The sequence below is a fragment of the Tropicibacter oceani genome (assembly GCF_029958925.1).
GTDB lineage: Bacteria > Pseudomonadota > Alphaproteobacteria > Rhodobacterales > Rhodobacteraceae > Pacificoceanicola > Pacificoceanicola oceani.
Genome location: NZ_CP124616.1, coordinates 476,160 through 494,033, shown reverse-complemented (window position 1 = coordinate 494,033; position 17,874 = coordinate 476,160). Strand labels below are relative to the sequence as shown.

14 protein-coding genes are annotated in these 17,874 nt (G+C 64.7%); 7 read left to right on the top strand and 7 right to left on the bottom strand.

The window, feature by feature from the left end; genetic code table 11:
• Position 1 precedes the first annotated feature (1 nt).
• The 4 genes from glcF (at position 2) to QF118_RS02405 (ending at position 3,871) form a co-directional block, all read left to right on the top strand.
• Entirely contained in the window at positions 2-1,300 is a 1,299-nt protein-coding gene (gene glcF, locus QF118_RS02420) for a glycolate oxidase subunit GlcF (RefSeq protein ID WP_282301052.1), read from the top strand.
• 152 nt (positions 1,301-1,452) lie between these two features.
• Positions 1,453-2,181, top strand: coding sequence for a trypsin-like serine peptidase (locus QF118_RS02415; RefSeq protein ID WP_282301051.1), 729 nt, complete (start codon positions 1,453-1,455; stop codon positions 2,179-2,181).
• A 198-nt stretch (positions 2,182-2,379) separates the two neighbouring features.
• Positions 2,380-2,850: an Hsp20 family protein gene (locus tag QF118_RS02410; RefSeq protein ID WP_282301050.1), complete on the top strand. Its 471-nt coding sequence runs from the start codon at positions 2,380-2,382 to the stop codon at positions 2,848-2,850.
• A 124-nt stretch (positions 2,851-2,974) separates the two neighbouring features.
• Complete coding sequence (locus QF118_RS02405) at positions 2,975-3,871, top strand: LysR family transcriptional regulator (protein WP_282301049.1); 897 nt, start codon at positions 2,975-2,977, stop codon at positions 3,869-3,871.
• A 42-nt stretch (positions 3,872-3,913) separates the two neighbouring features.
• On the opposite strand, the gene QF118_RS02400 is transcribed toward QF118_RS02405, so the two are convergent.
• The 5 genes from QF118_RS02400 to QF118_RS02380 all read right to left on the bottom strand — a co-directional run bounded on the left by QF118_RS02400 (position 3,914) and on the right by QF118_RS02380 (position 12,941).
• Positions 3,914-6,058 (bottom strand): esterase-like activity of phytase family protein, encoded by a 2,145-nt coding sequence (locus QF118_RS02400; protein ID WP_282301048.1) that lies wholly within the window; start codon positions 6,056-6,058, stop codon positions 3,914-3,916.
• Between the two features lie 176 nt (positions 6,059-6,234).
• Positions 6,235-8,274 (bottom strand): glutamine amidotransferase, encoded by a 2,040-nt coding sequence (locus QF118_RS02395; protein ID WP_282301047.1) that lies wholly within the window; start codon positions 8,272-8,274, stop codon positions 6,235-6,237.
• A 13-nt stretch (positions 8,275-8,287) separates the two neighbouring features.
• Entirely contained in the window at positions 8,288-11,062 is a 2,775-nt protein-coding gene (locus tag QF118_RS02390) for a DUF4159 domain-containing protein (protein WP_282301046.1), read from the bottom strand.
• Positions 11,059-11,937 carry a DUF58 domain-containing protein gene (locus QF118_RS02385; RefSeq protein WP_282301045.1) on the bottom strand — a complete coding sequence of 293 codons (879 nt, stop codon included), beginning with the start codon at positions 11,935-11,937 and terminating at the stop codon, positions 11,059-11,061. Before QF118_RS02385 ends, QF118_RS02390 begins: the two co-directional genes overlap by 4 nt.
• Entirely contained in the window at positions 11,934-12,941 is a 1,008-nt protein-coding gene (locus QF118_RS02380) for an AAA family ATPase (protein ID WP_282301044.1), read from the bottom strand. Before QF118_RS02380 ends, QF118_RS02385 begins: the two co-directional genes overlap by 4 nt.
• Before the next feature lie 69 nt (positions 12,942-13,010).
• Between QF118_RS02380 and QF118_RS02375 the strand changes: the two genes are divergently transcribed.
• Complete coding sequence (locus QF118_RS02375; RefSeq protein ID WP_282301043.1) at positions 13,011-13,586, top strand: DUF1285 domain-containing protein; 576 nt, start codon at positions 13,011-13,013, stop codon at positions 13,584-13,586.
• A 303-nt stretch (positions 13,587-13,889) separates the two neighbouring features.
• Here the strand turns inward: QF118_RS02375 and QF118_RS02370 are convergent, their stop codons facing one another.
• A complete protein-coding gene (locus tag QF118_RS02370) occupies positions 13,890-14,708 on the bottom strand; it encodes a sulfotransferase family protein (protein ID WP_282301042.1) in 819 nt (272 codons plus the stop codon).
• 141 nt (positions 14,709-14,849) lie between these two features.
• Here QF118_RS02370 and QF118_RS02365 point away from each other — a divergent pair, with 141 nt between their 5' ends.
• Together QF118_RS02365 and QF118_RS02360 are read left to right on the top strand one after the other, a co-directional pair.
• Positions 14,850-16,427 (top strand): DUF5928 domain-containing protein, encoded by a 1,578-nt coding sequence (locus QF118_RS02365; protein WP_282301041.1) that lies wholly within the window; start codon positions 14,850-14,852, stop codon positions 16,425-16,427.
• A gap of 8 nt (positions 16,428-16,435) precedes the next feature.
• Positions 16,436-16,804, top strand: coding sequence for a histidine triad nucleotide-binding protein (locus QF118_RS02360; RefSeq protein ID WP_282301040.1), 369 nt, complete (start codon positions 16,436-16,438; stop codon positions 16,802-16,804).
• Positions 16,805-16,936: 132 nt separating this feature from the next.
• On the opposite strand, the gene QF118_RS02355 is transcribed toward QF118_RS02360, so the two are convergent.
• The gene (locus QF118_RS02355) at positions 16,937-17,854 is read right to left on the bottom strand and encodes an ABC transporter ATP-binding protein (RefSeq protein WP_282301039.1); all 918 of its coding nucleotides are present in this window, start codon (positions 17,852-17,854) and stop codon (positions 16,937-16,939) included.
• Positions 17,855-17,874 lie beyond the last annotated feature (20 nt).

Sequence of the window (17,874 nt, the reverse complement as noted above, 5' to 3'; positions counted from 1 at the left end):
CATGCAGACGACATTCACCCCCGACCAGTTGAAAGACCCCGGTACCGCCCGCGCCAATGAAATCCTGCGGACCTGCGTGCACTGCGGGTTCTGCACCGCCACCTGTCCGACCTACCAGGTGCTGGGCGACGAATTGGACAGCCCGCGCGGCCGCATCTACCTGATCAAGGACATGCTGGAAAACGAACGCGTGCCCGACGAAAAGACCGTCAAGCACATCGACCGCTGTCTGTCCTGCCTTGCCTGCATGACAACCTGCCCGTCGGGTGTGCATTACATGCATCTTGTCGACCACGCCCGCGCCTATATCGAAAAGACCTATAAGCGGCCGCTGTCCGACCGCGCCCTGCGCTGGATTCTGGCCCGGATCATCCCGCATCCGACGCGTTTTCGCCTTGCCCTTCTGGGGGCCAGGATCGGGCGACCGCTGGCACGCTTCATGCCCGACCCGCGCCTGAAAGCGATGCTGGACATGGCTCCCAAAACCATCCCCCCGGTCAGCCGCAACGACGACCCGCAAAGCTTTGCCCCCAAGGCGCCGAAAAAGATGCGCGTCGCCCTGATGACCGGCTGTGCGCAAAAGGCGCTGAACACCGATATCAACGATGCCACCATCCGCCTGCTGACCCGCCTGGGCTGCGAGGTGGTCGTGGCCAAGGGTGCCGGGTGTTGCGGCGCGCTGACCCATCACATGGGCAAAGAGGATCAAAGCCACGCCAGCGCCGCCGCCAATATCAAGGCCTGGAAGGCCGAGATTGACAGCAGCGGCCTTGACGCCATCGTCATCAACACAAGCGGCTGCGGCACCACGGTCAAGGATTATGGGCACATGTTCCGCACCGATCCGCTGGCCGGTGATGCGGCGCAGATCGCGGGCCTTGCCATGGATGTCAGCGAACTGCTGATGAAACTGGACATCCCCGAAAGCCCGGCCAAGGGCCTGCGCGTCGCCTATCACGCCGCCTGTTCCCTGCAACACGGCCAGCAGATCAAGACCCACCCGAAAACCCTGCTCAAACGCGCGGGCTTTGAGGTGGTGGAACCCGCTGACAGCCACCTGTGCTGCGGCTCTGCCGGGACATACAACCTGCTTCAGCCCGAGATTTCCCAGCAGCTCAAGGCGCGCAAGGTCCGCACGCTTGAGGCCAAGCAGCCGCAGATCATCGCCGCTGGCAACATTGGCTGCATGATGCAGATCGGGTCGGGCACCGATGTGCCCATCGTCCACACCGTCGAACTGCTGGACTGGGCGACGGGCGGGCCGAAACCGCGTGCTCTGGGCGACGCTTTCGGGCAATAACGCGGACGCGTCAAAAACGGGCTTGCCCTATTTTCGCCGCACCCTGCATCTAGAGATCTAGGCAAAAGCGGTGGAACGGACACGTGCGCAGTATTTTGGTCATTCTTGCCCTTTTCTGGGGCGTCTCTGCCCATGCCCAGGGCCTTTTTTCCATGGAAAGTCGCCAGGACGGCCGCATGTGGGAGGCCGTCGGCAGGCTCGAAATTCCGGGCGATGCCTTTTGCACCGGCGCGCTGATCGCGCCGGACCTTGTGTTGACGGCGGCGCATTGCCTGTTCGACCCGGTCAGCGGCGCGCGGGTGGCCACCGATGACATCCAGTTTCTTGCCGGGTGGCGCAACGGCCGCGCGGCGACCTACCGCCGCATTCGGCAGGCCGTGCACCTGCCCGATTACAACTATTCCGGCGTGACCGACACCAACCGCGTGCGCAAGGATCTGGCCCTGCTGGAATTGCAGCACCCGATCCGCAACACCACGATCGAACCTTTCGAAACCGATGCCCGCCCGGACAAGGGCGACAGGGTCGGGGTCGTGTCCTACGCCCACAACCGGTCCGAGGCGCCTTCGCTACAGGATCTGTGCACCGTCATTTCGCGGCAAGAGGGGATCCTGATCCTGTCGTGCGAGGTCGATTTCGGTGCCTCGGGATCGCCGGTGTTCAGCTTTGGCGCGGATGGCAAGGCGCGGATCGTGTCGGTTGTGTCCGCCAAGGCCAAGGACCAGTCGAACGGCACGCCGATTTCGCTGGCCACCGCCTTGGAAGGCCCGTTGCAACAGTTGCGCGCCATGGTTCAGGGCGGTGCGGGGCTTAGTTCGGGCCTGGTGCGGCAATCGGCCGGGGATCGCAACGATACCGGTGCCAAGTTCATCAAGCCCTAGGGTGACACCCCCGTTAGGCGGGCCGCGCTGCGGACAAGTGGCGCGCGCGTCATGACCACCCCGGGCCTTGAAACCGAAAATTCCCTTCCCCATGTTTCAGGGACCGGGGTGCCGATGATCGGGCCCCGGCGCAACTCAGACGCCTGTCCCATGTGGGAAGGCGCCGCACTTTCGGTATCGCTCAGATGGAGGATTCCCATGCGACACTTTGATTTTGCCCCGCTGTACCGGGCAACCGTTGGTTTTGACCAGATCGCGGACATGATGGACCGCGTGCTTGCCAATGACGTCAGCCAACAGACCTATCCGCCCTACAACATCGAAAAGACCGCCGACGACGCCTATCGCATCTCGATCGCCGTGGCCGGTTTTTCCGATCAGGATCTGTCGGTCGAGGTCAAGGATCAGGCGCTTGTCGTTTCGGCCCGCAAGGCCGAAGAGGACGAGGCCAGGACCTACCTGCATCGCGGCATCGCGACCCGCGCCTTTGAACGGCGCTTTCAGCTGGCCGATCATGTCCGCGTCATGGGCGCCAGCCACGAGGACGGCATGCTGCACATCGATCTGCAACGGGAAATCCCCGAGGCGCTGAAGCCGCGCCAGATCGAAATCGCCAAACCGGCGGCCAAGATCGAAAAAGACGTGGTTGACGCTAAGGCAGTCAACTGACGCATCCCTGACCGGATGACAGGCCCCGGGGGTTTTGCCCCCGGGGTCATTTGCGTAGCGATGCACCGCCCGCGCAGCGGTGAAAGAGATTGACAAAGCCCGCCCGCAAACCATGCAATAGCGCATGGATTGGCGCTCGGTCACTTTTGATTGGAACCGCGCAAGGGCGTTCCTTGTCACCGCCGAAGAGGGCTCTCTTTCGGCGGCGGCGCGGGCTTTGGGCATGACCCAGCCGACACTGGGCCGGCAGGTCACCGCGCTCGAGGATGAACTGGGCGTCATGCTGTTTGAACGGGTCGGCCGCGGCCTTGTCCTGACCCGCGCCGGGTCACAGCTGATGGACCATGTCCGCGCCATGGGCGAAGCCGCCGCCGCCGTGTCGCTGGCCGCCTCGGGCCAGGCGCAAGAGATCGAAGGCAATGTCGCCATCACCGCTTCGGAAATCTATTCGTCGTGGTTGCTGCCGCCGATCCTGCGCCAACTGCGCGATCTGGCCCCCGGCATCACCGTGGAAATCGTCGCCTCGAACGCGATCCGCGATCTGAAACGGCGCGAAGCCGACATCGCCATTCGCAACACGCGCCCCGACCAGCCCGACCTGATCGGCAAGCTGGTGGCCGAGGATCACGGCGGTTTCTACGCCACGCCCGACCACCTGGCGCGCGCCAACCCGATCCGGACCAAGGACGACCTGGCAGGCGCGCAGATCATCGGCCTGGACGACAACGCCAATTTCATCGCGGCGCTGACCGGGCGCGGCATGCCGGTGACCAAGGCGAATTTCCCGGTGATCGCCAACACCCACCCGGTGCATTGGGAAATGGCGCGGGCCGGTCTGGGCCTTGGGGTGGGACCCTGCGGGCTGGGCGAATCCGATCCGGGCCTGCAAAGGGTGCTGCCCGAGGTCCGGTTCGATTACCCGGTCTGGCTGGTGGCGCACCGCGAATTGCGCACCAACCCCCGGGTCCGGATCGTCTGGGACCTGCTGGCCGAAACGCTGCCCGCCCTGATCACCCCCTGACGGCCCGCCCCGATCACCGGGGGCAGGCCCATGCGCCCGCGATCACAGGCGACCAATGCTCCAGAACAGCGTCTCGCCCGAGCTGTCGTCGACGCCGTCATTGTCGGTGCTGATCCATGTCGTGCCATCCTCAAAAATGGCCAACCCTTCGATCTTGTCGACCACATAGCCGCCAAAGCGCCGCAGGTCGGGGATCAGGTCGCGGACCTGCTGCTTGCTGACCACGGGCAGGGGGGCGCCAAGGGGGGCGGGCTGCATCTGGTCGCCGGGAATGCGGTACAGTGTCTTGGTCACAGCCGCGTCGCCGATCAGGTTGTCGCGTTCGATCACGTAAAAATCCCCGGCATGGGCGGTGATTTCCGACAGCCCGGTCCAGCCTGCGTCAGACTGCGCCTTGGGGTACAGCACGCCGCCCCATGTGCGGCTGGAGAGATCCAGGCTCAGCAGTTTGACGTGATCGGCCGGATCGTCGCCCCATTCGCGCTGCACCGCCATCCACAGGCGGTCCCCGACCCGCGTGATCCCTTCAAGGCCAAAGCGTGTTTCGACGGCGATCAGTGCATCGGGCAGGGGGATCTGTTCCAGAACCGCCCCGGCGGCATCGACATGATACAGCGCATGGGGAATGTCGCGGTCGCTGCGCCCTTCCGAGGCCAGCCAGAACCCACCCTGACCGTCCAGCGTGATGCCCTCAAGATCCAGCCCGGCATCGGTGCCGTGGATACGCAGCGCCTGAGTGATCCGCGCCGGGGTCTGCGTGGTGTCGATCCGAAGGATGCTGGGCTGTGCGCTGTAAACGCTGTCGGTCACCGCCCAGACGATCCCGTCCTTGTCGGCGACCATGCCCGAAATCGCACCCCAGCCGATCAACGGCTCTGCCCCCTGCGAGGTCAGCATGGGATAGGCCGCCGGGTCGTTTTGCCGTTCAAAGATCATCACATGGGCGCGCGCGCCGCCATCCTCGATCAGGTCGGTTTCATTGGCCGAAACCAAAAGGTTGCGTTCCGGAAGGGCGACAAACCCCTCGGGGCCGATCCCCGACGGCAGGATTTGCATCAGCACAGGGTTGGACAGGTCCGACACATCGTAAACCCCGATGGCCGAGCCGCGCTCGGACCCGACAAAGACCAGCGGAGTGCCGTCGAAACGGCCGGTTTCGATAGATTCCGGTTCCACCCCCTTCGCATCCGACCGCTTGTCGGGATAGTGGCCAACCTGCACCAAGGCCCGTTCGAAGCTGGCGCCGCTTTCGTGGATCACCGTGCCGTCCTTGGCAAAGATCGTCCAGCCGCGCGATCCGCCGTCCATGTCGCCTTCGTTGGCGGTGGCGAAATGGTCGTCGTCGATCCACTTGACCGCGTCCGGTTCGCGCAGCCGCCCGGGTTGGGCGTCGTCAAAGACCAGTGCGCCATCATCGCGGGCGTCGATCCCCGCCAGATCGACCGAGCCGGCGGGGAAATGACTGCGGACCTGGCCATCGGGCCCGACCACGACGATGTGGTTGTTCTCCTGCAAGGTCACGACCACCTCGCCCAGGGCGTTGATGTCGACGAACTCGGGCTCCGGGTCTTCGGGCGACACGCTGGCAAGGCCGGTCAGAGGCACCTGCATCAGCGCGCCGCAGTCCAGCGTGCCGCCCGGCAGCGGACCCATTACCAGGAAACCGGCGGGCAGTTGCCCGGTGCGGCCATCACCGTTGTCCTCGTCGCGCTCGTTCTCGATGGCGACGGCGATCTGGCTGCCGTCCGGGGCGATGGCCAGGCTGTCGGGCTGGCCGCCCAGATCGCAGCGCGCAGTGACCTGCCCCAGCGCAAGGTCGATCACAGCCAGATGCCCCGACGGCGCGGTGTAGCTGTCCGAGGTGTTCACCCCGACAAAGGCGGTCTGCCCCAGCACCGCGACCGAGGTCGGCTCACCCTCCAACGCGATATTGCCCAAGGGTTGCGGGTTGGCGGGGTCGCGGATGTCGATCCTCCCAAGGGCCTGCAGGGGGCTGTCGGTATAGACCAGCGTCATGCCGTCTGCGGTCGCGGCGATGATCTCGGCGCTGGTTTCGCGGGTCCGGTCCTGACCGGGCGCCATGTTCAGCGGCGTGGCAAAAGAGGCGATGCGGTTGAACGCCATCTCGGCGCTGGCGGAGCCTGCGGTCAGGGCAAGCGCGCTGGTCAGGCAAAGCAGTCGGTTCATGGGGATCCCCTGTCATGGTGGTTCCTTGCCGGATTGGCCACGCCGGGTGACAAGGGCATGACGGTTCCATGACAGCTGGATGAAACCGCCCTGTGTCAGGCGATTGATGGCGTTGGTCCCGTGGTTCGGGCGCCACTGACGGACACTACATCTTTCGGAGAAAAATACAGTCTCCCTCAGCTGCGGCCTTCGCGCAGCCAGGCCCCGACGATCAGCAGCGACGCCAGCAGCAGCACCAGCCAGGCCGGCAGCAGCGGCGATTGCCGCACATCCAGCGTTTCATAGGCCTCGCGCGGGGTGATCCCGATCCAGCCGCGCCCCGCGGCCGGGCGACCGGCCCGCACGGTTCGGATCTGTGGCACGCCGTCTTCCAGCCGGGGCGTTCCGCCGCGCAGCGTGTCGATCAGCGGCTCCAGCGCCTCGCTGCCCGCGATCGTCTGTTCGAATTCGCGCGGGGCGGCGGGGCCAAGTCCGATCACCGCGCTTTGGTCGCCCTTTTCCAGCCGGTACAACCCGATGTTCGGGCCTTCGTAAAGGGTCTCGAAGCGGCCCGGAGTGACCTCTTGCAGCGTCACCTCGTCGGTGGTGCCATCGGGGCGGGTGATGGTCACCGTGCCCACGTCGCTGCCCAGCGACCGGCGGATGATGCGCATGGTCTGACCGGTCGCCTCGGCCCACAGCGTTTCTTCCTCCAGTTCGGGTTCCTTCATCATCCAGTGCGCCAGCCGCCGCAGCAGTTCCAGCTGCGGCCCGCCGCCTTCGAACCCGCGCGACCACAGCCACGCCTGGTCCGAGGCCAGCAGCGCCACGCGCCCTTCGCCGACACGGTCCAGCACCAGCAGCGGCCGGTCGTCAGCGCCAGACATCACCACATCGCCTCGATCGGGTTCCACCTCGATCTGGCGCAGCCAGCGGCCCCAGGTTTCGGCCCCCAGCAGCCCGGCCGTCACGGGATGCTTTTCGCCAAGGTCGGTAACCTTGGGGCGAAACCCCTTCTGGAACACATGGGCGGTCGGCTCGGCCGGCAGCACCTCGGCCAGGGGCGAACGATAGATCGAGTCCGCACTGGCGAAATCCGGCCCCGCCGCCACCAGCACAGCCCCGCCATTCTGAACATAATTGCGGATGTTGTCGAAATAGACCGAGGGCAGGATGCCGCGCCGCTTGTAGCGGTCAAAGATGATCAGGTCGAAATCGTCGATCTTTTCCAGGAACAATTCGCGCGTCGGAAAGGCGATCAGCGACAGTTCGTTGACCGGCACACCGTCCTGCTTTTCCGGAGGCCGCAGGATGGTGAAATGCACCAGGTCCACGCTGGAATCCGACTTCAACAGGTTGCGCCAGGTGCGCCCGCCCGCATGGGGTTCGCCGCTGACCAGCAAGACGCGCAACCGGTCGCGTACACCGTTGATCTGCACCAGCGCCGTGTTGTTGCGGTCGGTCAATTCGCCCTGCGCCGTAGGCACGGTGAACTGGATCACGTTCAGCCCGCCATGCGGCAGAGTGATCGGCAACGACAGGTCTTCGCCAATCGGCACGCTGAAGCGTTGCGGTTCGGCCCCGTCGACCGAGATGAGCAGATCCGTCGCCCTATCCCCCGGTGCCGCGCCATCGTCATCGACCCGCAGGGTCAGCTGCACCTCTTCGCCCAGGATCGCAAAGGCCGGGGCATTGCGCACGATGAGCCGCCGGTCCCAGTCGGTTTCGCGCCCGGTCAGCAGCAGATGCATCGGTGCCGGCAGGTCGGGCGCGCGCTCCAGATCGTGCAGCCGCCCGTCGGACAGCAGGAACACCCCGGCGATCCGCCCGCGCGGTTCCTCGGCCAGCGCCGCCGACAGCGCGGTCATCAACTGCGTGCCCGCGTCGCCATCGCCATCGCCCACCGCAATGCGCCGCACTTCGGTATTGGCGCGGGCGTTCAACTGCGCCTCCAGCACATCGGCCGCGTCGCTTGTCACCCCGGCCCGTTCAGCCAGTTGTTGCGAGGCGCTTTGATCCACCAACATCAACACGATATCCGACAAGGGCGCGCGGTTCTCGATCTGGTAGGACGGTTGCGCCAGCGCCGCGACCACCACGGCCCCCGCCAACAGCCGCAAGGCCCAGCCCGACAACCCGCGCCACAGCGCCAACAAGGCCCCGCCCAGCGCCAGGGCAGCCAAAGCGGCGACTATCCACCACGGCAACAGCGGGTCGAATACAATTTGCCCGGTCATCGGTTACACCCGTTCATTGCCCCAACCTGTCCAGCAAGGCAGGCACATGCACCTGATCGCTTTTGTAGTTTCCGGTCAGCACATGCATGACCAGGTTCACACCGAACCGGTTGGCGATCTCGCGCTGCCGCTCACCGCCATAGCCCCGGCCCAGCGACAACAGCGGCGCGCCGCGTTCGTCGACGGCCCAGGCCGCGGCCCAGTCGTTGCCGCCGATCACCACCGGCGTCACGTTGTCGTTGAGGTTGCGGAACGGCATCCCGTCGATCAACTCGGCATCCGGCGGCGCCGCTTCGACCCAGACATCGCGGCCGACGTAACGCCCCGGGAAATCCTTCAGCAGGTAAAAAGTGCGCGTCAGAACGTGATCCTCGGGGATTGGCTCCAACGGTGGAATGTCCAGACCGCGCGCCAGTTCCTGCAGCTTGCGCCCGTTCGGCGTGTTGGCGCCAAAGCCCGCCACATCCGCATCACGCGTGTCAAACAGGATCATCCCGCCCGAGCGCAGATAGTCGTTCAGCCGGGTATAGGCAGCATCCGACGGTGTCGGCTGATCGGGGGTGATCGGCCAGTAAAGCAGCGGATAAAAGGCCAGTTCGTCGGTTTCCAGATCGACGCCCATCGGCGGGGCAGGTTCGATCGAGGTGCGGAAAAACAGCGTGTCGGACAGGCCCTGCAACCCGGCCTGCGCCAGGTCGTCCAGCCGCGCGTCGCCGGTCATCACATGGGCCAGCACCACATCGGCGGTCGCCGCCAGGGCGCGTTCGTCGTTTTGCGCGGTGTCTTGCGCGCTGGCATCCTGCGGGATCAGGAACAGCGCCGCCACCAGTATCGCCGCCCGGCTGGCGCGGGGTCCGCGCAGCCGCCCCGACAGACCCAGAGAGGCGATCACATCCGCCACCAACAGCGCAATGGCAAGCGCCAGAAGCCAGCCGGTCAAGGGCGTCTCGCGCGGGGTGCTCAGCCCCTGAATGGCGATGCGGTCCGGCCATGTGGCCGGTGTCAGGCTGGTTTCGGGCATGACCACGTTGCGGGCAAGGGCGCGGTCCTCGCCTTCATAGACGCCGGGGCGCAGGTCAGGGCCCAGTGGCGATGCGATCAGGTCCGTGCCCGCGACCCCGGGCAGGGTGCCCGCATCGCGCGGCACGCCAAAGGCATCCAGCACGCGGATCGGTTGCCAGACCGTTCCCTCCATCTCGGCCTTGTCCGGTGTGGCGGTGGTCGAGGATACCGCCAGCCGTTCCAGCATCTGCACGAACAGGCCCGACAGCGGCAGGCTGGACCATTCCGCATTGGCGGTGACATGGAACAGCACGATCTGTCCTTGCCCCACCGTCTTGCGCGTGACCAGCGGCGTTCCGTCGGTCAATTGGGCAATCACCCGTCCTGCCAGCGTCGGGTCAGGTTGCGCCATGACCTGACTGTTCACCGTCACATCATCTGGAATGGCCAGGCCGAAAAACGGGCTGTCCTCGCTGAACGGGGCCAGCGCCTTTGGCTCACCCCAGCTCATGGCGCCGCCGACGGTGCGGCCCCCGGCGCGCAGGCGCACCGGCATCAACGGGTCTTCGGCGTCGCGGCTGATGTCGCTGGCCGCCAGTCGCGGCCCGGCAAAGCGCAGCAGCATGCCGCCCTTTTCCAGCCATTCGATCACCGCGTCCTCTTCGGCGTTCGACAGCGTCGCCACGTCGGCCAGCACGATCACATCGGGATTGGCGGGCAGAACGTCACTCAGCGCCCCGTCCAGCAGGTCGGCGGTGGGGATCAGCGCCTTGTGCAGGTAATGCAGCGGCGACAGCAGTTCGAGCCCTTCGCGGTCTTCGCGGCCCGCGATCAGGGCTACCTCGCGGCGGCGCAGGCTGTCGTCGGGCTGGGTCACGGCGCCGGCGCTGCGCGCGCCCTCGATTTCAAAGCGCGTGATGCGGGCGCGCAGTTCAGCCGGGACCGACAGTTCTGTTTCGGCGCGCACCGCGTCGGCATCGAATGTCACGGGCGTGCGGATCAGAACCGCCGGGTTGCCCGCCGGGTCCAGCCCGTGGCCCGCCAGTGTCACCTGCACCTCGGGTCCGGGGCGCAACCGGTGCAGCACCATTTGCAGGTTGCCCTCGGCCAGTTGCGCGGGTTCCAGCGCGTACAGACTGCGCGGACTTTCAAAGACCGTCACCCGGCCGCGGGCCTCCAGCGCATCCAGCAGCGCCGCGCGCCCGTCGCGGGCCAGTCCGTCGCTCATCCACCAACTGTCAAACCCGTCTTCGGGCAGCATCTCAATGGCTTTGGCAATGCTCTCGTCGCTCGGCTCCCACGGTTCGGGCAGGATGCCGGTCAGCCGGGTACGCAGCACGTCCGCCGACAGGAACTGCACCGGCTGCGGATCGGTCAGCCGCATCAGCGCCACGGTGCGGTCGTCCCGCCCCGCCTTGGACAACAGCGTTTCCAGCGCGTCCATCCGCGCCCGCCAGTCCCCCGCCGAGGCCCAGCTTGCATCCATCACCACCAGCAACGGCCCGCTGCCCGCCGCCTCGCCCTCGTCCTCGGGGTTCAGCACCGGACCGGCCAGCCCGACGATCACCGCCGCCACCGCCAGCATCCGCAGCAGCAACAGCCACCAAGGCGTGCGATCGGTGACCTGTTCATCGTCCTTCAACCCCAGCAGCAGCACGACCCCGGGAAACATCCGCCGGATCGGCGCTGGCGGCACCGCGCGCAGGATCACCCAAAGGATCGGCAGCGCCAACAGCCCCAGCAACAACCACGGGGCGGTAAACCCAAGAACACCAAACAACGTCATCCGTGGCCCCCGTCCATGGCGCGATACAGCCACAGCAGCGCCGCCTGGGCGCTTTCATTCGTGTGATGGCACATGTATTGCCAGCCGGTCAGCCGCGCCAGTTGGGTCAGCCGCGCCTTGCGCTGCGCCAGCCGCTCCAGATAGCGCGCCCGCAACTCTCCGGCCTTCAAGGTCTCATAAGCGACCGAGCCGCCCATGCTCTCGAAAATCGTCCGTCCCTCAAAGGGGAAGGATTCTTCGCTGGGGTCCAGAACCTGCAACAGCACGCCGCGCACACCGCGATCCGCCGCCTTGGTCAGGGCCGCCTCGACCGCGTCGAGATCGCCGAGGAAATCCGAAACAAAGATCGCCCGCGAATGCGGAATGATGCCGCGCGCCTCGGGCTGCGCGTAATCCTCGGCGCCCTCTTCGCTGAACATCTGCGCCAGCCGCAAAACCTGCACATCGCCGCGCCGTGGCGGCAAGGCCCAGCCGGTCAGACCAACCCGTTCGCCGCCCCGGATCAACAGGATCGACGCCGCAAGCGTCACCAGCCGCGCGCGATCCGCCTTGGTCGGCATCTCCTTGCCGCTGGAAAACCGCATCGAGGCACCGGGATCGACCCAGACCTGCACGCTTTGCGCGATCTGCCATTCGCGTTCGCGCACATATTGGTCGTCACCCCGCCCCGACCGCCGCCAATCGATCTGGCGATACGAATCGCCGGGTCGCAACGGCCGGTACTGCCAGAAATCGTCGCCCATCCCGGCGCGCCTGCGCCCGTGTTCGCCCAGCAAAACCGTGCCGGCCAATTGCTCGGCACGCGCCAAGAGCGCCGGAAAGCGGCTGGCCTCTTCCTGTGCGCGCTGGCGCAGGGTGGTGACACCGGCTGTCACGCGGCGGCCTCGCTCCGCATCATGCCGCCGGCGATCTCGTCGATCAGCCTGCCAAGGTCCTCACCCCGTGCCCGCGCCGAAAAGGTCAGCGCCATGCGGTGCACCAGAACCGGGCGCGCCATGTCCAGCACATCCTCGGGCGAGGGCGCCAGCCGCCCCTGCAACAACGCCCGCGCCCGCACCGTCATCATCAACGCCTGCGCCGCACGCGGACCGGGGCCCCAGGCCACCATGTCACGCACCGCCTCGGGGGCGCTGGGATCGTCGGGGCGGAAGGTGCGCACCAGATCAAGGATCATCTCGACCACCGCGTCGCCCACCGGCATTCGCCGCAGCAACTGCTGCGCCGCGATCAGCGATGCACCGTCAAACACCTCGTGCGCTTCGGCCTCTTCGATCCCGGTCGTCGCCATCAGGATGTCGCGTTCCGTCGCGCGGTCGGGATAGGGCACGTCGATCTGCACCAAAAACCGGTCCAACTGCGCCTCGGGCAGCGGATAGGTGCCCTCTTGCTCGATCGGGTTCTGCGTCGCCAAGACGTGGAACGGCGCCTCCAGCTTGCGGGTCTCGCCCGCCACGGTGACAACCTTTTCCTGCATCGCCTGCAACAGCGCCGACTGCGTGCGCGGACTGGCGCGGTTGATTTCATCGGCCATCAACAACTGGCAGAAAATCGGCCCTTCGATGAATTTGAAGGCACGCGCCCCGTCTGCCCCGGTTTCCAGCACTTCGGACCCAAGAATATCGGCGGGCATCAGGTCGGGCGTGAACTGGATGCGGTTGCCGTACAGCCCCATGACGGTGCTCAGCGTTTCCACCAACCGCGTCTTGCCCAGCCCGGGAAGACCGATCAAAAGCGCATGACCGCCGCACAAAAGCGCCGACAGGGTCAGGTCAACCACCCGTTCCTGCCCGATAAATCGGCTGGTGATCGATCGCTTGGCCTCGGCCAGCTTGGCTTCGAGCGCCTCGATATCGGCGACCAGATCTTCGGCCTCTGCCATGTCATTTCTCCCGGTTGAGCTATATACTTGGGTACAAGTGTATCTCTTGGGAAGGAAATGGCAAAAGTTATGAGCGGACAAAATGTCGTGACCCCTTCGGCCGAGGGGCTTGCCGCCTCGGCCCGCGCCGCTGGCGGCAAGGGCCTGCCCCCTGTGCACAAGTGGAACCCGCCGTTCTGCGGTGACCTCGACATGCGCATCGCCCGCGATGGCACGTGGTTTTACCTTGGCACGCCGATTGGCCGGTTCGAACTGGTCCGCCTGTTTTCCTCCATTCTGCGCAAGGATGGCGACGATTTTTTCCTTGTCACCCCGGTCGAGAAGGTCGGCATCACCGTCGACGACGCGCCCTTTGTCGCCGTCGATTTCGAGGTTGCGGGCCAAGGCGCCGGGCAAAGCCTGACCTTTGAAACCCATGTCGGGGATTTTGCCACCGCAGGCCCCGATCATCCCATTCGCGTGGTGCGCGACCCCGAAACCGGCGAACCGTCGCCCTATGTCCTGATCCGCGCCAATCTGGAGGCGCTGATAGACCGCAAAAGCTTTTACCGGCTGGTCGAGCTTGGGTCGCATCACGACGGCTGGTTCGGATTGTGGTCGGGCGGCCAGTTTTTCCCGGTCATCCCGTCGGACGAACTGCCCTAGGGTGTGCTTTTCGCCTGGGGGCGGGGCTTTGGTCAGGGGCTCAGCGCCTGAAATTAACCGTTCCTGACAAACCCTTGCCAAAATCGCGGTCAGGACGGGCGCAGGGTTTGGAATATGGACCAAACGCCGCCCGAATCGTACCAAACCCCGGTTCGGCGCGGATTTCGCCGGATTTTGCCGGGCTGCAAGCTGTACCAAACACGCTTGGTTTTGTACCGTACCGCGCGCATTTTGGGCGGCGTGGGGCACCGAACGCCGCGTCGCCTCGCGTTCGCCTCTGTAAAGATCCGCGCCGTTTTGCGGTCAGTCGCCCAGCTTGGCGTGCACTTCGTCCAGGTCGATCTCGCCCACCGGCATCTTGTTCGACGGGTCGTCAAAGTCGTATTTGAACAGCGCGAAATCCCGGTGATAGATTTCCTTCATCAGGTGCATCGACAGGTCGTCAAAATAGTCCTCGACCGGGTGCAGCCGCTTGGGGCCGTGGCCCTCGGATTCGTTGAAGCGCGGGATGGTTTTCAGGTCGACCTTGTGCGGAGTCTCGACGCTGTCCAGCACCTGCTGCATGCCGTCATTGAACGACTCGGTCCAGAAGATTTTGTTGTATCTTCCGCCATTTACGATGAACGTGCTGACATGCCCCGACATCGCGGACCAGTGAATATCCGGCTCCATCGGGCGCCGCCAACGGATGGTGTCGCGGGTGAACAGCAGGAACCGGCGGAACGATTTGATCTGGTCGAATTCGTCCGTGCCATCCGGCCCGCCAACCTCGACCCCGTATTTCTGGATCAGCAGCGGCACAAGGTTGCCGCGATAGCGTTTGCCGTTGCGCTGGATGCCGCAGATCTTGTCAAAGAACGACGACAGGATGCGCGTGTAGGGATTCCGAACACAGGTAAACGTGTACGAAGTCCTTGTTTTTACATTGGCTTTTATCGCCGGCTGGCTTTCTTCCAGGGCCCATTTGTGCAGGCCCTCGGTGGCGTCATGGATGTCGCCGTCAAAGAATTCGCCATGGTCTGAAAAATACATGATCTGACCAATCGTCGAGCACGCGCATTTGGGCACGACGCGGTACACAACACTTTGGCTTTCAGTCATCCAAGTGCCCGGAAAACCCATACACAATCCTCTCAAACGCCTGCTTGCCGTCTATCTGGGGGCAAATTCCCTTCAAAAAAGCAAAGAAAGCAGGTTTATTCAACGCTGGTTCACCCTTATCACATAAACAATCCGGCAAAAGTAGGGCTGCTCGTTTCCTGTATGGCAAAAATTGCCTTCATCCTTCTGTGTCACAAGGACCCTGACGCCATCATTAAGCAGGCGCAGAGTTTGACAGCCGTGGGCGACTATATGTCGATCCACTTTGACGCGCGCGCGCCCGGCGCCGACTATCGCAAGATCCGCGCGGCGCTGGCCGACAACCCCAACGTGACCTTTGCGCGAAAGCGGATCAAATGCGGCTGGGGGGAATGGAGCCTGGTGCAGGCCACGCTGCACGCGGTCGAGGCGGCGGTGGAACGGTTCCCGCGCGCGACGCATTTCTACATGCTGTCTGGCGACTGCATGGCGATCAAATCCGCCGAATACGCGCATGAATTCCTGGACCGGCGCGACTGCGACTATGTTGAAAGTTTTGACTATTTCCAATCGGACTGGATCAAGACCGGCTGGAAGGAAGAGCGGCTGATCTATCGTCACTGGTTCAACGAACGCACCCAGAAACGCCGGTTCTATGCGATGTTCGAGGCCCAGCGCCGGTTGGGCCTGACCCGCAAGATCCCCGAGGACATCGAGGTGATGATCGGCAGCCAGTGGTGGTGCCTGCGCCGTCGCACCATCGAATGGATCCTCGACTTTGCCCGCCGACGGCGTGACGTGATGACCTTTTTCCGCAGCACATGGATCCCGGACGAGACGTTCTTTCAGACGCTGGTCCGCCATCTTGTCCCGGCGCATGAAATCGACAGCCGTACGCTGACCTTTCTGATGTTTTCGGACTACGGGATGCCGGTGACGCTGTACAACGATCACTATGACATGCTGCTGAGCCAGGATTTCCTGTTCGCCCGCAAGATCAGCCCCGGCGCGACCGAGCTGCGGCGGCGGTTGGGGGTGCTTTATGCCTCGGAGGGGGTGCGGTTCCAGATCTCGAACGAGGGGCGGTCGCTGTACAAGTTCCTGACCGAAAAGGGCCGGATCGGCAGGCGGTTTGCTCCGCGGTTCTGGGAAAAGGAAAGCAGCCTGGGACGCGAACGCGAGTTGCTGATCGTGGTCTGCAAGAAATGGCACGTGGCCAAGCGCCTGCTGGACCGCGTGCGGCAGATGACGAACATCCCCTGCATCGAATACCTGTTCAACGAAGAGGGCTGCCCGCTGCCAGACCTGGGCGGCATCCAGTCGACCATGGGCAAACGCCACCGCCATCGCCGCGCGCTGATGCGGATGCTGTACGACTACTATGACACCGACCGGTTGATCGTCTGCATGGATCCGGCGAACCTGGACCTGCTGGAGGATTTCGGTCGGGATCGGGCGCTGACGCGGATGCTGGAAATCGAGTGCCAGTTCAGCGACGACTACCTGATCGGTCACGCCAAGCGGGTCGGGCTGGCGGGGGAACGCACGCCGCGCGAAACGCTGGAGCGGCTGTTGCCGACGGTGCGCAACGACATGCTGTTCGAAAGCGATCAGATACGGGATGCCGAGTTCAGCAATTTCCTGCGCATCCGCGAGGCCGACACGCCCGAGGCAAACGCCCGCGCCCTGTCCGAGTTCTTGACCATTTCGGAAGACAAGGCGATGGAGATCGCCAAGACCGAATACCTTTACGCCGATTGAGGACTGCCATGGGCCATGTTTACGACGACCAGAACATCTTTGCGAAAATCCTGCGCGGGGAAATCCCCAATGCGACGGTGCTGGAGACCGAGCATGCCCTGGCATTTCGCGATATCCATCCGCAGGCCCCGACCCATGTGCTGGTGATCCCCAAGGGGCCCTATGTGTGTTTCGATCACTTTGCCCAGGAAGCGTCGGACGCCGAGATCGTGGATTATGTCCGCGCCGTGGGCGAGGTCTGCCGGATGGAAGGCGTGGCCGAGGATGGCTGGCGTCTGATCGCCAACGCCGGGATGAACGGCGTGCAAGAGGTGCCGCATCTTCACGTGCATGTGCTTGCCGGGCGCAACCTGGGCCGGATGCTGAGCAAGGGTTGATCCAAAGGGGCGCCTTGCGACGCGCTTGCCTGTCTCGTCGGCGGCCTTTGGCCTTCTCCTCGGGGATTGGGGGCGCTGCCCCCGTCGCTGGCGCGACTCCCCCGGGATATTTTTGCACAAAGAAGCGCCGGGTCAGCGGTTTTTGGTCAGGGCAAGGAAGACGTCCTGAAGGTCGGCCTGTTCGGTGCGCACGTCGCGGATGCGGATGTCGGCGGCGTGGACGGCGGCCAGGACCTCTTCGGCGCTGGTCTTTGCGGCGTGATAGCTGAGCGCGATGGTGCCATCGCTGCGTTGTTCGACCGTGATGCCGGGGCCGCTGGGCAAGTTGATCGGGGTCTTGTCGGGCTGGATCACCATGGTCTTGGCGTCGAGCTGGCCCAGCAGGTTGGCGGTGCTGTCGCGTGCGACGACGCTGCCGTGGTTGATGATGGCGATCTCGTCGCACATTTCCTCGGCCTCTTCGAGGTAGTGGGTGGTCAGGATGATCGTCATGCCGCGTTCGCGGTTGAGTTTGCGCACATTGTTCCACAGCATCTGGCGCAGTTCGATGTCGACCCCGGCGGTGGGTTCGTCGAGCACCAGGACCTGGGGGCTGTGAACGAGGGCCTTGGCCAGCAACAGGCGGCGGCGCATGCCGCCTGACAGGGTGCGGGCGTAGGCCTCGGCCTTGTCTGTCAGGCCGACCATTTCGAGGATTTCAGCGGTTTTGCGCTGCGCCTTGGGTACGCCGTAAAGCCCGGCCTGCACTTCGAGCGCGCCACGCGGAGTAAAGAACGGGTCGAGGTTGAGCTCCTGCGGCATGACGCCGATGGCGGCGCGGCTTTGGCGGGGGTTCTGGTCCTGATCCCAGCCCCAGATGTCGACCTGGCCAGCGGTTTTGGTCACCAGCCCGGCAAGGATGTTGATCATCGTGGATTTGCCCGCGCCATTGGGCCCGAGCAGCCCAAAGACCGAGCCGGCGGGCACGTCAAGGTCGATGCCTTTGAGCGCCTCTTTGCCGCCTTCATAGGTCTTTTTCAGGCCGGAAACCCGGATTGCGTCCTGTGTCATGCGTGCTCTTGCCCCTGCTT

Excerpts from the sequence above, each read along its gene's own strand:
- glcF (WP_282301052.1), top strand. The coding sequence starts at position 2 with ATGCAGACGACATTCACCCCCGACCAGTTGAAAGACCCCGGTACCGCC.
- QF118_RS02415 (WP_282301051.1), top strand. The coding sequence starts at position 1,453 with ATGGAAAGTCGCCAGGACGGCCGCATGTGGGAGGCCGTCGGCAGGCTC.
- QF118_RS02410 (WP_282301050.1), top strand. The coding sequence starts at position 2,380 with ATGCGACACTTTGATTTTGCCCCGCTGTACCGGGCAACCGTTGGTTTT.
- QF118_RS02405 (WP_282301049.1), top strand. The coding sequence starts at position 2,975 with ATGGATTGGCGCTCGGTCACTTTTGATTGGAACCGCGCAAGGGCGTTC.
- QF118_RS02400 (WP_282301048.1), bottom strand. The coding sequence starts at position 6,058 with ATGAACCGACTGCTTTGCCTGACCAGCGCGCTTGCCCTGACCGCAGGC.
- QF118_RS02395 (WP_282301047.1), bottom strand. The coding sequence starts at position 8,274 with ATGACCGGGCAAATTGTATTCGACCCGCTGTTGCCGTGGTGGATAGTC.
- QF118_RS02390 (WP_282301046.1), bottom strand. The coding sequence starts at position 11,062 with ATGACGTTGTTTGGTGTTCTTGGGTTTACCGCCCCGTGGTTGTTGCTG.
- QF118_RS02380 (WP_282301044.1), bottom strand. The coding sequence starts at position 12,941 with ATGGCAGAGGCCGAAGATCTGGTCGCCGATATCGAGGCGCTCGAAGCC.
- QF118_RS02375 (WP_282301043.1), top strand. The coding sequence starts at position 13,011 with ATGAGCGGACAAAATGTCGTGACCCCTTCGGCCGAGGGGCTTGCCGCC.
- QF118_RS02370 (WP_282301042.1), bottom strand. The coding sequence starts at position 14,708 with ATGGGTTTTCCGGGCACTTGGATGACTGAAAGCCAAAGTGTTGTGTAC.
- QF118_RS02365 (WP_282301041.1), top strand. The coding sequence starts at position 14,850 with ATGGCAAAAATTGCCTTCATCCTTCTGTGTCACAAGGACCCTGACGCC.
- QF118_RS02360 (WP_282301040.1), top strand. The coding sequence starts at position 16,436 with ATGGGCCATGTTTACGACGACCAGAACATCTTTGCGAAAATCCTGCGC.
- QF118_RS02355 (WP_282301039.1), bottom strand. The coding sequence starts at position 17,854 with ATGACACAGGACGCAATCCGGGTTTCCGGCCTGAAAAAGACCTATGAA.